Origin of the sequence: Ramlibacter sp. (genome assembly GCF_035548915.1) — a bacterium.
GTDB lineage: Bacteria > Pseudomonadota > Gammaproteobacteria > Burkholderiales > Burkholderiaceae_C > Ramlibacter.
This window is the reverse complement of sequence record NZ_DASZSE010000039.1, coordinates 225,328-241,812: the sequence shown is the minus strand read 5'-3', so window position 1 is coordinate 241,812 and position 16,485 is coordinate 225,328. Positions and strand designations below refer to the sequence as shown.

Genomic DNA, 16,485 nt, shown 5'->3' with positions numbered 1-16,485 from the left:
AGCAAGCCATCATGAAAACCCGACGACGCCTGCTGGCGCTCACCACCCTCGGCCTCGCGTGGGCCGCAATGCCTTTCGCGGCCGCCGCGCAGGCGAGCTGGCCCGAACATCCCATCAAGATGCTGGTGGGCTTTCCGCCCGGCGGCTCGACCGACCAGGCGGCGCGCCTCGTGGCCGCCAGGCTCACGCAGTCGCTCGGACAAAGCGTGGTCGTCGAAAACCGCGCGGGCGCGAGCGGCAACATCGCCGCGGACGTCGTCGCGGCGGCGCCGCCGGACGGCTATACCTTGCTGATGGCGGCCTCGTCGTTCGCCGCGGCGCCCGCGTTCACCGACAAGCTCTCGTGGGACCCGGTGAAAAGTTTCACGCCGATCGCGCAGGTGGCCACCGTGCCCATCCTCGCGGTGACGACACCGAAGCTCGGCGTGAAGAACGCGGAAGAACTCGTGAAGCTGAGCAAGTCGAAGCCGGGCCAGCTGAATCTCGCATCGCCGGGGCCGACCACGCTCGTGCGGCTTTCGGGCGAACAGTTCAAGCAGATCGCGGGCATCGACTGGGTCACGGTTCACTACAAGGGCGGCGCGCCCGCGATGCAGGACATGCTCGCGGGAACGGCCGACGTGATGTTCGCCAACATCTCCGACGTGATGGCGCAGGTGAGCGCGGGCAAGCTGCAGCCGATCGCCGTCGCGAGCACGAACCGTTCGGCGATGGCGCCGGACATACCCACCTTCCGCGAGGCGGGCTATCCGGATTTCGTGTTCACCACGTGGCAGGCCGTGGTCGGCCCCGCGGGCATGCCGCGCGCGATCGTGGAGCGGCTCAACGCGGAGATTCGCAAGATTCTCGCGCAACCCGACATCCAGGCGCAGTTCCTCAAGATGGGCACCGAGGTAAGCACCGGCCGGCCCGAAGACTTCGCGGCGCTGCTCGTGCAGGACGTGGCGAAGATCAAGCGGCTGGCAAAATCGGTGGGAGCGACCAGCACGAACTGAGGAGCTGACATGCACACGGCCACCCGCGAATTCCACGAAGCACGCGACCTTCTCTTCGCACTTCGCGACCAGCCGGCCGAGGCCAGCGCGCAATTCAGGTGGCCGCGCCTGCGGCACTTCAACTGGGCGCTCGACCATTTCGATGCCATCGCGCGCGGCAACGACGCCACGGCACTCTGGATCGTGGAGGCCGATGGCCGCGAATACCGCGCTTCGTTCGCACAGCTTTCGGCCCGCTCTTCGCAGGTCGCCAACTTCCTGCGCGAGCACGGCGTCGCGCGCGGCGACCGCGTGCTGCTCATGCTCGGCAACGAAGCGCCGCTGTGGGAATGCATGCTGGCCGCCATGAAGCTCGGCGCGGTGGTGATCCCCGCGACCTCGCTGCTCACGCCCGACGACCTGCGCGACCGCCTCGAGCGCGGGAACGTGCGGCACGTGATCGCCGGCGCCGCCAACGCCGCGAAGTTCGACGGGCTCGAAGGGCAATTCGGGCGCATCGTCGTGGGCGGCACACGCGAAGGATGGGTCGACTACGCACGAAGCGATGCGGCCCAACCGGAGTTCCGCGCCGATGCGCCGACGCTCGCTGCGGACCCGCTCTTGCTCTACTTCACCTCCGGCACCACATCCAGGCCGAAGCTCGTGCTGCACACGCACGAGAGCTATCCCGTCGGCCACCTCTCCACGATGTACTGGCTCGGGCTCACGCCCGACGACATCCACCTGAACATCTCGTCGCCGGGTTGGGCCAAGCATGCATGGAGCTGCTTCTTCGCGCCGTGGAACGCGGGCTGCTGCGTCTTCATCCACAACACGCCGCGCTTCAACGCGCCGTCGCTGCTGCAGACGCTCGAGCGCTGCCGCGTCACGAGCCTGTGCGCGCCGCCCACCGTGTGGCGCATGCTGATCCAGGAAGACCTCGCCGCATGGCGCGATCGCCTATCGCTGCGCTCGGTGACCGGCGCGGGCGAGCCCTTGAACCCCGAGATCATCGAGCAGGTGCGCACGGCCTGGGGGCTCACGCTGCGCGACGGGTACGGGCAGACCGAGACGGCCGCGCAGGCGGGCAATTCGCCGGGCCTGCCGCTGAAGCCGGGCTCGATGGGCGTGCCGCTGCCGGGCTATCGCATCGAGCTGCTCGACGTCGACGGGCATCCGGCGCAGGAAGGCGAAATCTGCATCGACCTGTCCGAGCGGCCCGTCGGTCTCATGACGGGCTATCTCGACAGCGGCGAGAAGTCGCCGAACCCGATGCGCGGCGGCTACTACCACACGGGCGATACCGCGATGCGCGACGCGGACGGCTACCTCACGTTCGTCGGGCGCGCCGACGACGTGTTCAAGGCGTCCGACTACCGCATCAGTCCGTTCGAGCTGGAAAGCGTGCTGATGGAACACGAGGACGTCGCGGAAGTCGCGATCGTTCCGAGTCCGGACCCGGTGCGGCTCGCGGTGCCCAAGGCGTACGTCACCCTGAAGGCGGGACGCGAGCCGGGACGCCGGACCGCGGAGAGCATCCTTGCTTTCGCGCGGCGCCGGCTCGCACCCTACAAGCGCGTGCGCCGCATCGAATTCGTGACCGAGCTGCCCAAGACCATCTCGGGAAAGATTCGCCGCGTGCAGTTGCGCGCGCAGGAAGCATCGACGGGCGGCGCGCGGCGGGAAGGCGCCGCCGCGTTCACCGAAGACGATTTCCCGGGGCTGCGCGGCGAGAGTTGAAGATCGCGCCCGGCACGCTGCCTCTGTCCGGGCGCTCCTACAGGCCGTACGAACGGTCGCGGACATGAAGCCACGATGGTGGCTGATCAGGCGAGCGGCCCGATCGACATAACCTTCGGCGCATGCATCCGCTCGGGATGCGCCACATAGAAGGGAGTCGACATGCTGCACTACGCCGTCGTGTTTCTGGTCATCGCCTTGATCGCCGCCGTCCTCGGGTTCGGCGGGATCGCCGCGAGCGCCGTGGGGATCGCGAAGATCCTCTTCTTCATCTTCATCATCCTCGCCGTTGTCGCGTTCATCTTCGGCAGGCGCAGGCTCTGACCGGATGTGAGGGGCGCGGTCGACCGGGACAGCGCCCCTTCGGCTGAACTTCAGGGCGCGAGAACGATGCGGCCCTTCCCGATCACTTTCTCCATGCGGATGTAGTCCGCCCGCAGCCGGGCCGGATGCTCGCCTATGCGCGCGCCGGCCCGAGTGTCATTGCGGTTTCACTTGCCCGCTTCAGCATTTCGAGTTCCTTTCGCGCGATGCGCGAGAGCGGATACCTTCGGACAAATGTTGGAAGCCAACCAGGCAAGGAGCATGAGGATGTCGTGGTCGATGAACAAGCGGATGGGCATGGGTATGCCCGCACTGGCCGGCCTGGCCGTGCTGGCCCTCGCGGGCTGCGGCGGCAGTGATGGCGGCGGTTCGCAGAGCGTCACCCCTTCGCAGGGTGTCTTCGGCGATTCGGCGGTGCGGGGCATCCATTTCAAGACCGCGACACAGGAAGGCGACACGGACGCGGCCGGCACGTTCAGGTTCCTTCCGGGCGAGACCGTGACGTTCTCCCTCTTCGGCACCGTCCTCGGAACCGCGGCCGCAAGCGCCAACGTGACGCCGGCCGACCTGAAGAACGGATCGGGCGCCGCGCTGAGCGGCAGCGCGCTCACGAGCATGCTGCAGGTGCTGCAGTCGCTCGACAGCGATCACGACCCGGGCAACGGCATCGCGATTTCGGCCACGGCCTTCCCGGCAGGCTGCTCGCCCACGGATGCGTCCGCCTGCGCCGTGTCGGGTCCGCTCGCGTGGGCCAACTTCGCCAACTACATCGATTCTGTCCCGTCGCTCGCGAGAAATGCGACGCTCACGCAAGCCGTGTCCGCCGCGACGCTGGGCACCCGGCTCTACGCGCAGGCTTCTTCGACGGGGGCGGCCCTTCCCCCTTACGCCAACTGGGGCACCTTGCCCATCGCGGGCTCGGGGTACGGCTCGGCGTTGACACCCGAGCCGGGCAAGGCCGGGTTCTTCTACGGCCTCACGGACCGCGGACCCAACGTGACCGCGCCCGACGGCAGCAACAAGATCGAACCGTACCTGGACTTCCAGCCCGCGATCGCCGAGCTGCAAATCGCGAACGGCAAGGCGATGGTCGTGCGCACCATCGGCCTCTCCCGCCCCGATGGCACCAAAATGAATGGCCGCGTCAATCCCGAGGCCGACACGGCCGAGACCATCTTCGACGTGAACGGCAACGCCTTGCCCAAGAGCGACGCCGGCTTCGACCCCGAAGGCATCGTGGCGCTTTCCAACGGCACCTTCTGGATCTCCGACGAATACGGTCCTTACATCGTGCACTTCGATGCGACCGGCAAGGAGATCGAGCGGTTCAATCCGTATGCCGCGACGAACTCCGCCACAGTCCATCCGCTGCCGTCCGAGCTGAAACGCCGCAAGCCGAACAAGGGCATGGAAGGCCTCACCGTCACGCCGGATGGGAAGTACCTCGTGGGCATCATGCAGTCGGCCCTCGACAAGAACAACGGAACGGGTGTCGCGGCCGCCGACGCGAAGGGAGCGGGCAACGTCGCGGTCACGCGCGTGGTCAAGGTATCGCTAACCGATCCGACGGACGTGCACGAGTACCTCTACTCGCTGCACACCAAGGGCCAGACGAAGAATCCCGGGGGGCAGGCCGTGAGCGAGATCACCGCGCTGCCGGACGGCACGTTCATCGTCGACGAGCGCGACGGCAACTTCGAAGGCACGAGCGACGGCACGGCGAACGGCACGGCCAGGGCCGACAAGAACCTGTGGAAGCTCGATCTGGCCAACGCCACCGACGTGGGCCCGAAGTCGCCCCTGCTCACCTCGCCTCCAGCGGGCCACACCGTGACTTACGATGCCACGTCGGGCCTCGACATCGACGGCAAGAGCATCGAGGACATCGCCGGCACGAAGAGCGACGCCGACGCGATCGCGGCGCTGGCCGCCGTCGGCGTCGGCACGGGCGCCGAATCGCTGTACCTCAACTACGCCGCTCTCTTCACGTCGATCGATCCGAAGGGCATGTATTTCGGTCATGACAAGGTCGAGGGCGTCGCGGTGGATCCCGCCGACCCGAACATCATCTACATCTCCAACGACTCCGACTTCGGCATCACCGACGAGCCCTCCACCGCCACGGCGCCGTTTCCGCCGAGCGAAAAGTTCCTTGCCGACGGCAGGACGCAGGACTTCGGCGAGATTGTCCGGATCGATCTCACGAAGGTGCCTGCCCGGTTCAGGCAGTAAGGCGGGCCGGCAGGCAGCAGGCTCGTGCGAGCCCGGGCATCACGACATGTCGAGGAACCGGTCGAGCCCGAGCACGCGCTCGATGGCGAAGACGAGTGCCACGCTCATGGCGATCAGCAGGGTCGCCATCGCCGCGACGGTGGGGTCGTCGATGTCGCGGATGTAGCTGTAGGCTTCCACCGGCAGCGTCGTGGTCGTGATGTTCGTGAGGAACACCGTGATGGAGAAGTTGTCCATCGCCTCGACGAAGGCGAACGTGCCGCCGGCCACGAGGCCCGGCACGAGCTGCGCAACGGTAATCGTCCAGAACGCGCGCCGCGGCCCCGCGCCGAGATTGCGCGCCGCCTTCTCGAGATCGGGGTCGAGGCCGGAGAGATTCGCCACCAGCGGCCTGAGCACCAACGGCAGCGTGAAGCAGATCATGGCCGCCGTGATCGGCCAGAAGCCGGTGCCGATCCTCGTCTCCGACACGAAGCTCAACGCCGCGGTGCCGGTGATCACACCGGGGACGAGCAGCGGCGCGGAGACGAGGCCGATCAGCAAGTCGCGTCCCCGGAACCGGTGCCGCACGGCGAGCAAGGCCGTCGGCAGCGCGATCAGCACCGCCGCGACGGTCGTGATCACGGACACCATGAGCGAATTCACGAGCGCCGCCGTGAAGCGCTCGTTCTCGAAGAAGCGCCGGAACCAGTCGAGCGTGAATCCGGCCGAGGAGAAGAGCGCATAGTTGCTCTTGCTGAACGAATAGAGCACGATGAACGGCAGCGGCAGCACCACGAAGGCGAGTGTGAGGAGGCCGAGCGCGGAGACGAGCCGCGACACGGGCCGCGCGTGATCGACGCGTGCCGGGCGCGGCCGCAGGGTGGCGGATGCACCGGCCGCCGGCAGGATGCGCTTCGGCGCGTCGGCCATGTTCATGCGGCCTCCGGGGCGAAGCGCGCCGACGCCGCGCGCCTGAGCGCACCCACCGCCAGCAGCATCAACAGCACGAGCACGAAGAACAGCATGGCGAGCGCCGCGGCGGCGGGAATGTCGTAGCTTGCCTGGATGCGCTCGTAGATCGCGGTCGCGAGCACCTGCACGCGGCCGCCGCCCAGCATCTGCGGGAACAGGAAGGCGCCGAGGCTGAGCGCGAAGCACAGCGACGTGGCGGCCGCGAGGCCCGGCAGCGAAAGCGGCAGCGTGACGTGAAGGAAGCAGCGCATGCGCGACGCGCCGAGGTTGCGGGCGGCATGTTCCAGCGGTTGCGCAATGGTGCGCAATGCGCCGAACAGCGTGAGCACGAAGAACGGCAGGATGAAATTGAGCACCGACACCACCACCGCGAACTCGTTGTTGATGAGCGCCATGCGCGGCAGCCCGATGGCCTGCGCGGCCTGGTTCACGAGACCCTTGTTGCCGAGGATGATGAGCCACGCGTACGCGCGCGTCACGCCGCCGGACAGGAACGTCGCCACCAGGCAGAACAGGATGAAGCGCCGCAGGCCGCGCGAGCCCGAGCGCGCCAGCAGCAACGCGAGCGGGTAGCCGGCGAGCACGCACAGCGCGCTGATTTCCGCGGCGAGGCGCAGCGTGTTCAGCACCGCTTTCCATGCGCCCTCCGAAGCCAGCAGCTTCGTGTAGTTGGCGAGACTGGCGGGCCCGTGGAACACCGCCGTGCCGGGCTCCAGCACCATGAAGCTCACGCTCGCGAACGAACCGAGCACGGCCACGAACAGCAGCAGGATGAGCGCGGCCGGCAACGCCAGCAGGAGCGCGGTGCGGCTCATGCGGCGAGCACGGTGCAGCGCGCGGGCGCCGGGCTGATCGACACGGGCTGGCCGTTTTCGAACGGCGGCGAATCGCGCCGCACTTCCGTCACGGCGACGTTCATGCCGTCGCCCACCGCGACGTCGTAGCGCACCGAGGCACCCAGCACCTGCACGAAGGTGACCGTGCCCGGCAGCGCGCCTTCGCCGCGGGGCCTGAGCGATATCGCCTCGGAGCGCACCGCGACGGTGGCGTCGGCATGATGGCCCTCGGGCGCGCGCAGGCCAGGCAATGCAATGCCGCCCACTTCCACCGCGCCGTCCGCGCGGCACCGCGCGGGCAGCAGGTTTTCCACGCCCGTGAAAGTGGCGATGTAGCGCGTGCGCGGATGGTCGTAGATGTCGGTGGGCGTGCCCACCTGCTCGACGCGGCCGTCCTTCATTACCGCGATGCGGTCCGACAGCACGATCGCCTCGCGCTGGTCGTGCGTGACCATCACGGTGGTGACCCCGAGCTTGCGCTGCAGCTTGCGCAGCTCGACTTGCATCTCCTCGCGCAGATTCTGGTCGAGCGCCCCGAGCGGCTCGTCGAGCAGCAGGAGCCGAGGCTCGGTGACGACCGCGCGCGCGAGCGCCACGCGCTGCCGCTGTCCGCCGGAGAGTTGAGCCGGCCGCCGGGCAGCGAGGCTCTCGATGCGGACGAGCCGAAGCGCCTCCTCCACGCGCCGCGCCGCTTGCGCCTTCGGCACGCCCGCCATGCGCAGCCCGAAGCCCACGTTGTCGCGCACGCTCATGTGCGGGAACAACGCGTACTGCTGGAACAGCATGGCGGTGCGGCGCTTCTCGGGCGCAACGCCGAGGATCGATGCGCCGTCGATGCGCACGTCGCCGCCGTCGGGCACCACGAAGCCCGCGATCGACTGCAGCACCGTCGTCTTGCCGCAGCCCGATGGGCCCAGCAGCGTCATCACTTCGCCGGGCTCCACCGCGAGGCTCACGCCGTCGACGGCGCGCACGCTGCCGTAGGACTTCGCGACCGCATCGATCTCGAGGCGGCAGGACCGAGCAGCGCTCATCTACTTCGCGACGGCCTTGTTGAACATCTCCGTCCACTCGCCCAGATGCGCGTTGATCTTCGCTTCGTCGAAGGTCACCGAGTTGGCGGGCGTGGGCAGCACGGCCACGAGCGCATCGGCGGGCTTCACGTCCTTGTTGACGGGTCCGAGGTTGTACACGTCGGTCATGTGCTTTTGCCAGTCGGCGGCGAGTGCGCGGTTGATGAACGTCGCGGCGGCGTCGGTGTTGCCGTTCTTCACCATCATCATCCCCTCGAAGATGAGCGGCGTGGGCTTGGGGCTCACCATCGCCACCGGAATCTTCTGGTCGGCGAGCTCCTTCACGGCCGAGGGCGAACCGATCATCGCCATGATCTCGCCGCGGGCGAGCGCGCGGCGCGCATTGGTGTCCGAGCTGTGGAACATCGCGACATGGTCCTTCATCTTCGCGAGGAAGTCGATGCCGGGCTGCACGTTGTCGATCGAGCCGCCGTTCAGGAGCGCCGTGATCAGGATCGTGCGGCCCGGGTAGACGGTGGGCGCGGGCAGCGCCACGGCATTCTTGAAGGCCGGCTGGAAGATGTCGTTCCACGACGTCACCTTGCCGCCCGGCACGAGGTCGGGCCGATACACGATCCCCGTCGGGAAGTACCAGAACGCGACGAACATGTCGTTGTGCGCGCCGGGCATGAGATGCGCGAGATTGGGCAGCTTGTCCTTCGGCAGCGGCACGAAGAGGTCCTTGTCGGTGGCGGCGCGCATCGCGATCGCCTCGCCCGTGAACCACACGTCCACGCCCGGGTTCGCGCGCGAGGCCTGCAGCTTCGCCAGGCCTTCCGCGGAGCTGTTCTCGATGACGGGCACGATCTCCAGGCCGGTTTCCTGCTTGAAGGCGGGCGCGAGCGGCTTCAGCACGCGTTCCCAGGTCGAGCCGAAGGTCATGACCTTGACCTGCTTGCCTTGCGCGAACGCGGCGCCGGACAGCATCAGCGAAGCGGCGAGCACGCCGAGCGTGCGGCGCGTGAAGCGGGAGGCGGTGTTCATCGAAATTCCTTTCAGTGGGCGGTAACGTGGGAAGTTGCGGCGTCGAACACGGTGCGTCCGGCGCGAAGGGTGCGAACGATGCGGTGGTCCTCCCCGATCAGCACGAGGTCGGCGTCCATGCCCGGTGCGATGGCGCCCTTGGTGGCCGCGAGCCCCAGCATGCGGGCGACGTGCGTGGTGACGAAGGCAAGCGCCTCGGGCCAGCCGAGACGCGCTTCCTGCACGAGGCGAAGCACGTCGCGATAGAGGATGGCCGGCGGCACGGCTTCGGCGCCGCCGCGTCCGTCGGGCACGGCCACGCCCGCGTCCGACGAGAGCGAGATGCGCTCCGCGGGCACGCCCGCGTCGAGCGCGCGCATCACGGCCTCCACGGGGTCGAGCCCCACCGGCAGATGATTGCGCGGTCCGAGGCAGCACGTGAAGTCGATGTTGCCGCCCAGCTTCGCGAAGCGCAGCCCCTGCTCGAACACCGGAAAGCGGTCGGGCGCGCGGTTCACGTGGCTCGGCACGGCCTGCGCCGGTGCGAAGTCGAGCTTGTCCACGAGATCGAACAAGGCCTGCATGCCTTCCTTCATCCGGCCGACGTGCAGGTGCAACGGCGCGGCCTTGCCGCTCATGCCTTTGGCCTGCACGAGGCTGCCGGCGAGTTGCGCGAGCGCGGGGAAGTCGAGGTTGGGCACCGTGCGTTCGCCGATCGCGCTCTTCGCGCCGATCACGCGGTCGATCAGCACGATGTCCGCGCGCGGGCTCGTGGTGATGTACGGCGCGGGCAGCGCCATCGCGCCGGTATAGATGCGCGCATCGAGCCCTTCGCGATCGAGTTCCACCGCCTTGCGAAGCAGTTGCGGCAGCGTCTTGGTCTCGATGTCGCTGCCGAGCAGGCCCACCGCGGTCGTGATGCCCGCCGATGCGAACGCCTGCGCCGCGAGCTCCGGCATGCGGGCGCCGTCGCCGTCGCCGCCGCCGAGAAAGTGCACGTGCTGGTCGATGAAGCCCGGCACGAGTTTCGCGTGCGGCACGGTTTCGACGCGCACCAGCGCGCCCCAGTCGCGCGCGTCGAGGTCGCGCCCGACGGCGAGGATCCTGCCGCCGCCCACCAGGACGTCCTGCGCGCCGAGGGCTTCGGGCGCGAAGACTTCGGCGGCACGCAACAGCAGCAGGGGAGGTTCGCGAAGCATGCAAAAAAGTGTACTTACGAGAAACTCCGCATGTCAATCGCTTTGTGACGCACCAAGCACCTCGCCGCATGCGCCGTTTGGCGTATCCCCCATAGAGAAAACGCTCGCTGTCGGTCAAAATCGATCCAAGGGTTTCCCATGACGAAACTTTCCCTTGATCGAAAAAGTTTCGCAGAAGTACACTTCCATCGAGATGACGCAGACTCTTTCCGGCCGGCTCGGCGAATTCTTCGCGGGATTGCGCAGCGGCGCTCTGCCCTCCGACACCGTGCACGCGGTGCGCCGGCACACGCTCGATACGCTCGGCGCGGCGCTCGCCGGCGCGGCGCGTCCCGAGCCGCGTGCCGCTCTTGCCGCGGGCCTCGTCTGCTTCGGCAAGGGTGGCGGCTCGCCCGTGTGGGGCACGCCGCATCGCGCGCCGCCGGCGCTCGCGGCCCTCGTGAACGGCACCGCGGCCCACGCGCTGGAACTCGATGACGCGAGCGGCTGCGACCACTCCGGTGCCGTGGTGGTGCCCGCGGTGTTCGCCGCGCTCGGCCTGCAACACTGCGACGCCGATGAAGGCGACGTCATCGCCGCGATCGTCGCGGGCTACGACGTGGGCCGCCGCGTGATGGAAGCAAGCGGCGGCTACGACGGCCACAACGGCGCGGGCTGGCACTCCACGGGAACTTGCGGCACCTTCGCCGCCGCGGCAGCCGTCGCGCGCGTGTTGCGCTGCGACGCCGCGACCACGGCGAACGCGCTGGGCATCGCGGGCTCGTTCGCATCCGGCACCTGGGCGTTTCTCGCGGACGGCGCGATGACCAAGCGCATGCATCCCGGCCACGCGGCGAGCTCGGGCCTCGTCGCGGTCGAGATGGCCCGCGCCGGGCTGACGGGCCCTGCCGAAGTGTTCGAAGCGCCATGGGGCGGCTTCTTCCGCACCTACGCACGCGATTCGGCGCAGCCTGATCTCCTCACCGCCGACCTCGGCCGCGAATGGCGCATCCACCGCTCGTCGATCAAGCCCTTCGCCTCGTGCCGCGGCACGCACGCCGCAGTGGAAGCGGCATTGAAGCTGCGCGGCGACTTCCCCGCGGAGACCATCGAGCGGATCACCGTGACGGTGACGCCCACGGTGGAGAAGATGTGCCGCAACAAGCACGTGGCGACCGTCGTCGATGCGCAGATGAGTCTGCCTTATGCCGTGGCCATCGCTTTGCTCCACGGCGGCGCCGGCATCGACCTCTTCGACGAAGCGACGCGATCGAGTGCCGGGGTGCGCGCGCTGATGGAGCGCGTGGACGTCGAAGCCGCCGAGACGCTTCCGAGCAATGTCGCGGCGCGCGTGCGGATCGCTTCGCACGACGGCCGCAGCGCTCGCCTCGCCGTCGACGTGCCGCTCGGATCGCCCGGCAATGCGCTGCCGCAGGCGCAGCTGCTGGAGAAGTACCGCTCGCTCGCCGCGCCGGTGCTCGGCGCGCTCCGCGCGCGAGCGCTCGAGGAGCGGATCATGGCGCTCGGCAGCGCCAGCACCGCGGCCACCGCGGCCACCGCGGCCACCGCCACGAGCCTCGCCGAACTCGCACGCAACACCTGAACCGAAGGACCTGAACACCATGGCCTCCCCCTCCCTTCGCGGCTTCGACCTCCTGGGCGTCCCGTACGACGGCCAGTCCACGCTGGGCTACCCCGGCTCGCGCGACGCGCCCGAGCGCGTGCGCAAGTGCGCCGGCTGGATCAACATGCGCATCCAGGGCGGCCGCATCTACAGCCTGGAGCGCAACGATGACATCGAAGTCGGCGACAACCTGCTCGTGGACCGCGGCGACCTGCCCGTGTTCCCGCACGACGTGCTGGCCACATTCGATTCGACCGTGCGCGGCGTGAAGGGAACACTCGACGCCGGCCGGGTCCCCATCGTGATCGGCGGCGACGACTCGATCCTGTTTCCGGTGGCGCAAGGCGTGCACGATGCGCTTGCCGGCCGCATCGGCATCGTGCACTTCGACGCGCATCTCGACCTGATGGACACGAGCGAGAAGCAGGGCCGCTACAGCCAGTCGAGCGGCATGCGGCGCGCGCTGGAACTCGACCGCGTGAGCCCGCGCGACTGCATCCAGGTGTGCGAGCGGCTCTTCAACTTTCCGGCGTCGGGCCAGTTCAAGAAGGACAACGACCTCGCGCATCTGTCGGCGCGCGAGGTGCTGCGCATCGGGCCCGAGGAAACCGTGAGGCGCGTCCTCGAACGCACGGCGGGCGCCGACCACCTCTTCCTCTCGTTCGACATCGATGCCATCGACCCCGCCTACGCACCCGGCGCGGGCGCGCACGAGCCGGGCGGCATCAGCTCAGCCGAGGCGATGGAGATGGTGGAACTGCTGGCGCCGCATTGCGCGGCAATGGCCATCACCGAAGTGAATCCGGCCACCGACCACATGGACCAGACGTCGATGGTCGCTGCCTACCTGGCGTTCACCTTCGCCGTGCACGGCGCCACGCCCGCGCAGCGCCGGGGAGGCCGGGCGTGAGCGGCTACCAGGGCTTTCGCGGCGTAGGCTCGCGCCTCACCGAAGCGCCGCTGCCGCACGTGGAATTCCACAAGTCGGGGCTGCTCGGCGAATCCATCGACGGCATCCATGCCTTCGACAAGGCGCATGCACTGATGCTGTCCGAGGAGGGCATCAACACGCGCGAAACCGGCCGCGCCATCCTCGAGGCGTTCGCCGAGATGGAGCGCTCGGGCATGGTGCAGGCGCGCGAGCAGGCCGGCGGCGGCATGCACTCGGGCGAGCACTACCTCATCCAGACGCGCGGCGAGGAAGTCGGCGGACGCCTGCACCTGGGCCGCAGCTCGGGCGACCTCGTGGAAGTGGCGCGCCGCTTCACCTTCCGCCGGCACGTGCATGCCATGCTCACGGCGCTGTGCGACACGCGCGAGGGCCTGCTGCAACTGGCGGCGGCGCATCTCGACACGATCATGCCCGGCTACACGCACGGCCAGCATGCGCAGCCCAGCACGTTCGCGCACTGGGCCACGCTGTTCGAGGAAGTGTTCGCGCGCGACACCGCGCGGCTGCTGTCGTTCCACGAGCGGCTGAACCGGTCGCCGGCCGGCGCGGCCATCATGACGGGCAGCGACTTCCCGCTGAACCGCGAGCGCGTATCCAACCTGCTCGGCTTCGACGAGCCGCTGCCCCACACGTGGGACGCGATCATGAGCCACGACCTGGAGATGGAATATGCCGGCGTGCTCGCGGTGCTCGCGCAGAACCTGGGCCGCATCGCCGACGACCTGATCCTCTGGTCCACCACCGAGTTCGCGATGGTGGAACTGCCCGACCGCTACTGCGGCACGAGCAGCATCATGCCGCAGAAGAAGAACCCGGACGGACTCGAAGACATGAAGTCGGTGGCGGCGCGCTCGCTGGGCGTGGTCGTGACCGTGATGGCGGCGGAGAAGGGCCCCACGGGCTTTCCGATCATGGAACGCCGCAACAGCCAGGCCATCCTGTGGGACCTCGGACGCGACCTTGGCCTGCGCTTCGACACGATGGCGCCGCTCCTGCGCGACATGCAGGTGAAGCGCGAACGCATGCTCGAACTGGCCGGCGCCAACTGGGCGCAGGTGACGGACCTGTCGAGCGCGCTCGTGCGGCATGCCGGGCTCGACTGGCGCACCGCGCACCAGGTCGTCGCGGTGCTCGTGCGCCGTTCGGTCGCGGCGGGCAGGCGGCCCGCCGAAGCCGGCAGCGCCGACCTCGATGCGGCCGCCGTCGAGTTCGGCATCGCGGCCCCGAAACTGGATGCCGCCCGCTTCGCCGATGCCATGGACCCACGCCGGTTCGTCGAGCGGCGCACGATCTACGGCGGCCCCGCGCCGTCTTCCGTGGAGCGCGAAATGCGCGCGGCGCGCCGAAGGCTCGCGGCCGACGGCGAGCGCACGGCGGCCTTGAAGCAGCAGGTGGCGAGCGCACTGCAGCGCCTGGACGACGCCGTGGCAAGATTCGTCGCTTCATGACCCCGGACTACACCACCCGCGCGCCGCGCGCGGCCAACCTTGCCCGCCCCGCCCCGGAGTTCGCGTGGCCGAAGCCGTACACGGCCGCGCTGATGCCGGCGTTCGACGTCGACGGCGAATCGATCTGGCTCGGCTTCGACGCGTTGAGCGAGCAGCGCCTGGTGAGCCGCTCCTACGGCGGCTACGAAGCGCGCGTCGGCGTGCCGAAGATCCTGCAGGCGCTGCGTGAGCGCGACCTGCGCGCCACCTTCTTCATCACCGGCTGGGCGCTCGATGCGCATCCGGCGCTGTGCGAAGCCATTGCGGGCGACGGCCACGAGATCGCGCATCACGGCTACTGGCACAAAAAGCCGGAACCGGGAGAAGACGCCGCCATGGCCGAGGAACTGGACCGCGGGCTCGACGCCTTCAAGCGCGTGCTGGGCGTGAAGCCCGTGGGCTACCGCGCGCCCTACGGCGAGAACACCGCTGAAGGTCTCGCGATGCTGCGCGAGCGCGGCATCGTCTACTCGAGTTCGTTTCGCGACGACATTCGCCCGTACCGCCACGTGCTGGCCGACGGCAGCGCGGGGCCGATCGAGATCCCGGTGAACTTCGCGTTCGACGACTTCGGCTACAGCGTGAGCCACGCGCGCTATCCGCGCACGCTCGCCACGCGCGAACACGTGCTCTCGATCTGGAAGGACGAACTCGCGCAGACGAGCGAATGGGGCGGCATCGTTTCGATGGTGATGCATCCGCAGGCCTCGGGGCGGCCGAAGGGCTTTCGCATCATGACCGAGTTTCTCGATCACGCGCTCGCGCAGGAGCGCCTGTGGATCGCAACCGGCGCCGAAGTCGCCAGGCACTTCGAGGCCTGCGAGAAGACGCGGGTGAAGCCTTGAGCCGCGCCGCCCCCGCGCCCGCACCCGCGCCTGCGGCTGCCACGCCGAGGAAGAGCGGCAAGCCGCTGCACATCGTGCGCCCCGCGCAGGAAGACATCAACCTGGGCGAGCGGCTGCGCGTCGCGCGCAAGGCGCGCGGCCTCTCGATCGAACAGGTGGCCAGCGCGTCGGGCATCACCAAGTCGTTCCTGAGCCGGCTGGAACGCGACGCCGTCGCTGCCTCGATCGCAACGCTGATCCGCGTCTGCAACGCGATGGGCATCCGGCCGGGCTCGCTCTTCGACGCGCCCGAAACCAACCTGATCCGCTCGGGCAAGGGCACGCCGATCAACCTCGGGGGCGAAGCCATGAACGAGTACCTGATCTCCGGCTCGAGCAACGAGCACATGATGGCGCTCCTGTCGGTGATCGAGCCGGGCGGCGGCTCCGGCTCGGAGCCCTACACGCTCAATGCAGGCTCAGACCTCGTGCACGTGAAGGACGGCGAACTGGTGGTCGATGTCGACGGCGTGTCGTATCACCTGAAGGAAGGCGACACCCTCACCTTTCCGCCGTCGCTGCCGCACAGCTGGGTGAATCCGTCCAGGACGAAGAAGACCGTGGCGGTGTGGGTGATCGTTCCTCCTCCCTGAGCGCCGCCCGCGGCGCGAGGTGGATGCCGGCGAGCATGCAGCGCACCGAACCGCCGGCGAGCAGATGGGACAGCCCGATGCGTCGGCCGTGTCGAACACGATCGGCTCGAAGTTGAAGTGCGTGCAGAAGCGCTCCAGCGCGAGCGCGTCGGCCCGGTTGGATCGCGCCGTGTAGGCAATGCGCGCCGCGTGGTCCAGCACCATGGCCCCCGTGCCTTCGAGAAACACGCCGTCGCGCTCCAGGCCCGAATAGTCGATGACGTCCTGCACGCGGTACCGCGCCTTGAGCAGTTCGATGACGTCGCCGCGCCGTTCGCGGCGGCGGCTGGGTGAATACATCGGGAACAGGGCCACGTGACCGCCCGCGTGCGTTGAGAACCAGTTGTTCGGGAACACGGCGTCGGGCGTGTCGTTGCGTCCGTCGTCCTCGAACAGGTGGACACGCACGCCTTCGCTCTGCAGACGCGCGGCCGCGGCGGTCACTTCGTCATAGGCCGGCGCTGCACACGACCAACGGGCGCTGGGACCTGATGGCCGAGGTGCGTGTCGACACGCTCGAAGCATTCGACAAGGTGCTGAACACCCTCCGCTCGATCGAAGGCATCGCCAATACGGAGACGAGCATTCTGCTGTCGACCCACAAGCTCTGAGGCCGTTGGCGGCCCAGCGGC

General features: G+C 68.7%; 14 protein-coding genes and 2 pseudogenes. 10 read left to right on the top strand and 6 right to left on the bottom strand.

What is annotated here, in order from left to right; all coding sequences use genetic code 11:
- Positions 1–11 precede the first annotated feature (11 nt).
- The 4 genes from VHA82_RS15330 (at position 12) to VHA82_RS15315 (ending at position 5,270) form a co-directional block, all read left to right on the top strand.
- The gene (locus tag VHA82_RS15330; protein WP_325545194.1) at positions 12–995 is read left to right on the top strand and encodes a Bug family tripartite tricarboxylate transporter substrate binding protein; all 984 of its coding nucleotides are present in this window, start codon (positions 12–14) and stop codon (positions 993–995) included.
- A 9-nt stretch (positions 996–1,004) separates the two neighbouring features.
- Positions 1,005–2,714, top strand: coding sequence for an AMP-binding protein (locus VHA82_RS15325; RefSeq protein ID WP_325545193.1), 1,710 nt, complete (start codon positions 1,005–1,007; stop codon positions 2,712–2,714).
- Between the two features lie 162 nt (positions 2,715–2,876).
- Entirely contained in the window at positions 2,877–3,038 is a 162-nt protein-coding gene (locus VHA82_RS15320; protein ID WP_325545192.1) for a DUF1328 domain-containing protein, read from the top strand.
- Between the two features lie 267 nt (positions 3,039–3,305).
- On the top strand, positions 3,306–5,270 hold the full coding sequence (locus VHA82_RS15315; RefSeq protein ID WP_325545191.1) for an esterase-like activity of phytase family protein: 1,965 nt from the start codon (positions 3,306–3,308) through the stop codon (positions 5,268–5,270).
- Positions 5,271–5,309: 39 nt separating this feature from the next.
- Here VHA82_RS15315 and VHA82_RS15310 read toward each other — a convergent pair whose 3' ends face one another.
- Genes VHA82_RS15310 through VHA82_RS15290 form a run of 5 tightly spaced genes read right to left on the bottom strand, consistent with a single transcriptional unit; the run spans position 5,310 to position 10,295 of the window.
- Positions 5,310–6,188, bottom strand: coding sequence for an ABC transporter permease (locus VHA82_RS15310; protein ID WP_325545188.1), 879 nt, complete (start codon positions 6,186–6,188; stop codon positions 5,310–5,312).
- Positions 6,185–7,039, bottom strand: coding sequence for an ABC transporter permease (locus VHA82_RS15305; protein ID WP_325545187.1), 855 nt, complete (start codon positions 7,037–7,039; stop codon positions 6,185–6,187). Before VHA82_RS15305 ends, VHA82_RS15310 begins: the two co-directional genes overlap by 4 nt.
- Complete coding sequence (locus tag VHA82_RS15300; RefSeq protein ID WP_325545185.1) at positions 7,036–8,094, bottom strand: ABC transporter ATP-binding protein; 1,059 nt, start codon at positions 8,092–8,094, stop codon at positions 7,036–7,038. Before VHA82_RS15300 ends, VHA82_RS15305 begins: the two co-directional genes overlap by 4 nt.
- Complete coding sequence (locus VHA82_RS15295; RefSeq protein ID WP_325545184.1) at positions 8,095–9,117, bottom strand: ABC transporter substrate-binding protein; 1,023 nt, start codon at positions 9,115–9,117, stop codon at positions 8,095–8,097. It lies immediately after the preceding gene.
- A gap of 11 nt (positions 9,118–9,128) precedes the next feature.
- Positions 9,129–10,295 carry an amidohydrolase family protein gene (locus tag VHA82_RS15290; RefSeq protein WP_325545182.1) on the bottom strand — a complete coding sequence of 389 codons (1,167 nt, stop codon included), beginning with the start codon at positions 10,293–10,295 and terminating at the stop codon, positions 9,129–9,131.
- A 154-nt stretch (positions 10,296–10,449) separates the two neighbouring features.
- On the opposite strand from VHA82_RS15290, the gene VHA82_RS15285 reads away from it, so the two are divergent.
- The 5 genes from VHA82_RS15285 to VHA82_RS15265 are packed head-to-tail and all read left to right on the top strand — an operon-like array spanning position 10,450 to position 15,814.
- Positions 10,450–11,877, top strand: coding sequence for an MmgE/PrpD family protein (locus VHA82_RS15285; protein WP_325545180.1), 1,428 nt, complete (start codon positions 10,450–10,452; stop codon positions 11,875–11,877).
- A 19-nt stretch (positions 11,878–11,896) separates the two neighbouring features.
- Positions 11,897–12,808 (top strand): arginase family protein, encoded by a 912-nt coding sequence (locus tag VHA82_RS15280; RefSeq protein WP_325545177.1) that lies wholly within the window; start codon positions 11,897–11,899, stop codon positions 12,806–12,808.
- Positions 12,805–14,298, top strand: a complete 1,494-nt coding sequence (gene argH, locus VHA82_RS15275; RefSeq protein ID WP_325545175.1) for an argininosuccinate lyase — start codon at positions 12,805–12,807, stop codon at positions 14,296–14,298. Before VHA82_RS15280 ends, argH begins: the two co-directional genes overlap by 4 nt.
- The gene (locus VHA82_RS15270) at positions 14,295–15,182 is read left to right on the top strand and encodes a polysaccharide deacetylase (protein ID WP_325545174.1); all 888 of its coding nucleotides are present in this window, start codon (positions 14,295–14,297) and stop codon (positions 15,180–15,182) included. Before argH ends, VHA82_RS15270 begins: the two co-directional genes overlap by 4 nt.
- A complete protein-coding gene (locus VHA82_RS15265) occupies positions 15,179–15,814 on the top strand; it encodes a helix-turn-helix domain-containing protein (protein ID WP_325545172.1) in 636 nt (211 codons plus the stop codon). The genes VHA82_RS15270 and VHA82_RS15265 overlap by 4 nt, the downstream gene beginning before the upstream one ends.
- A gap of 63 nt (positions 15,815–15,877) precedes the next feature.
- On the opposite strand, the pseudogene VHA82_RS15260 reads toward VHA82_RS15265, so the two are convergent.
- Positions 15,878–16,378: pseudogene (locus tag VHA82_RS15260) on the bottom strand (arginine deiminase-related protein); the annotation flags it as partial.
- On the opposite strand from VHA82_RS15260, the pseudogene VHA82_RS15255 reads away from it, so the two are divergent.
- Positions 16,312–16,464 (top strand): annotated as a pseudogene (locus VHA82_RS15255) (Lrp/AsnC ligand binding domain-containing protein); the annotation flags it as partial. The pseudogenes VHA82_RS15260 and VHA82_RS15255 overlap by 67 nt on opposite strands.
- Positions 16,465–16,485: the final 21 nt, after the last annotated feature.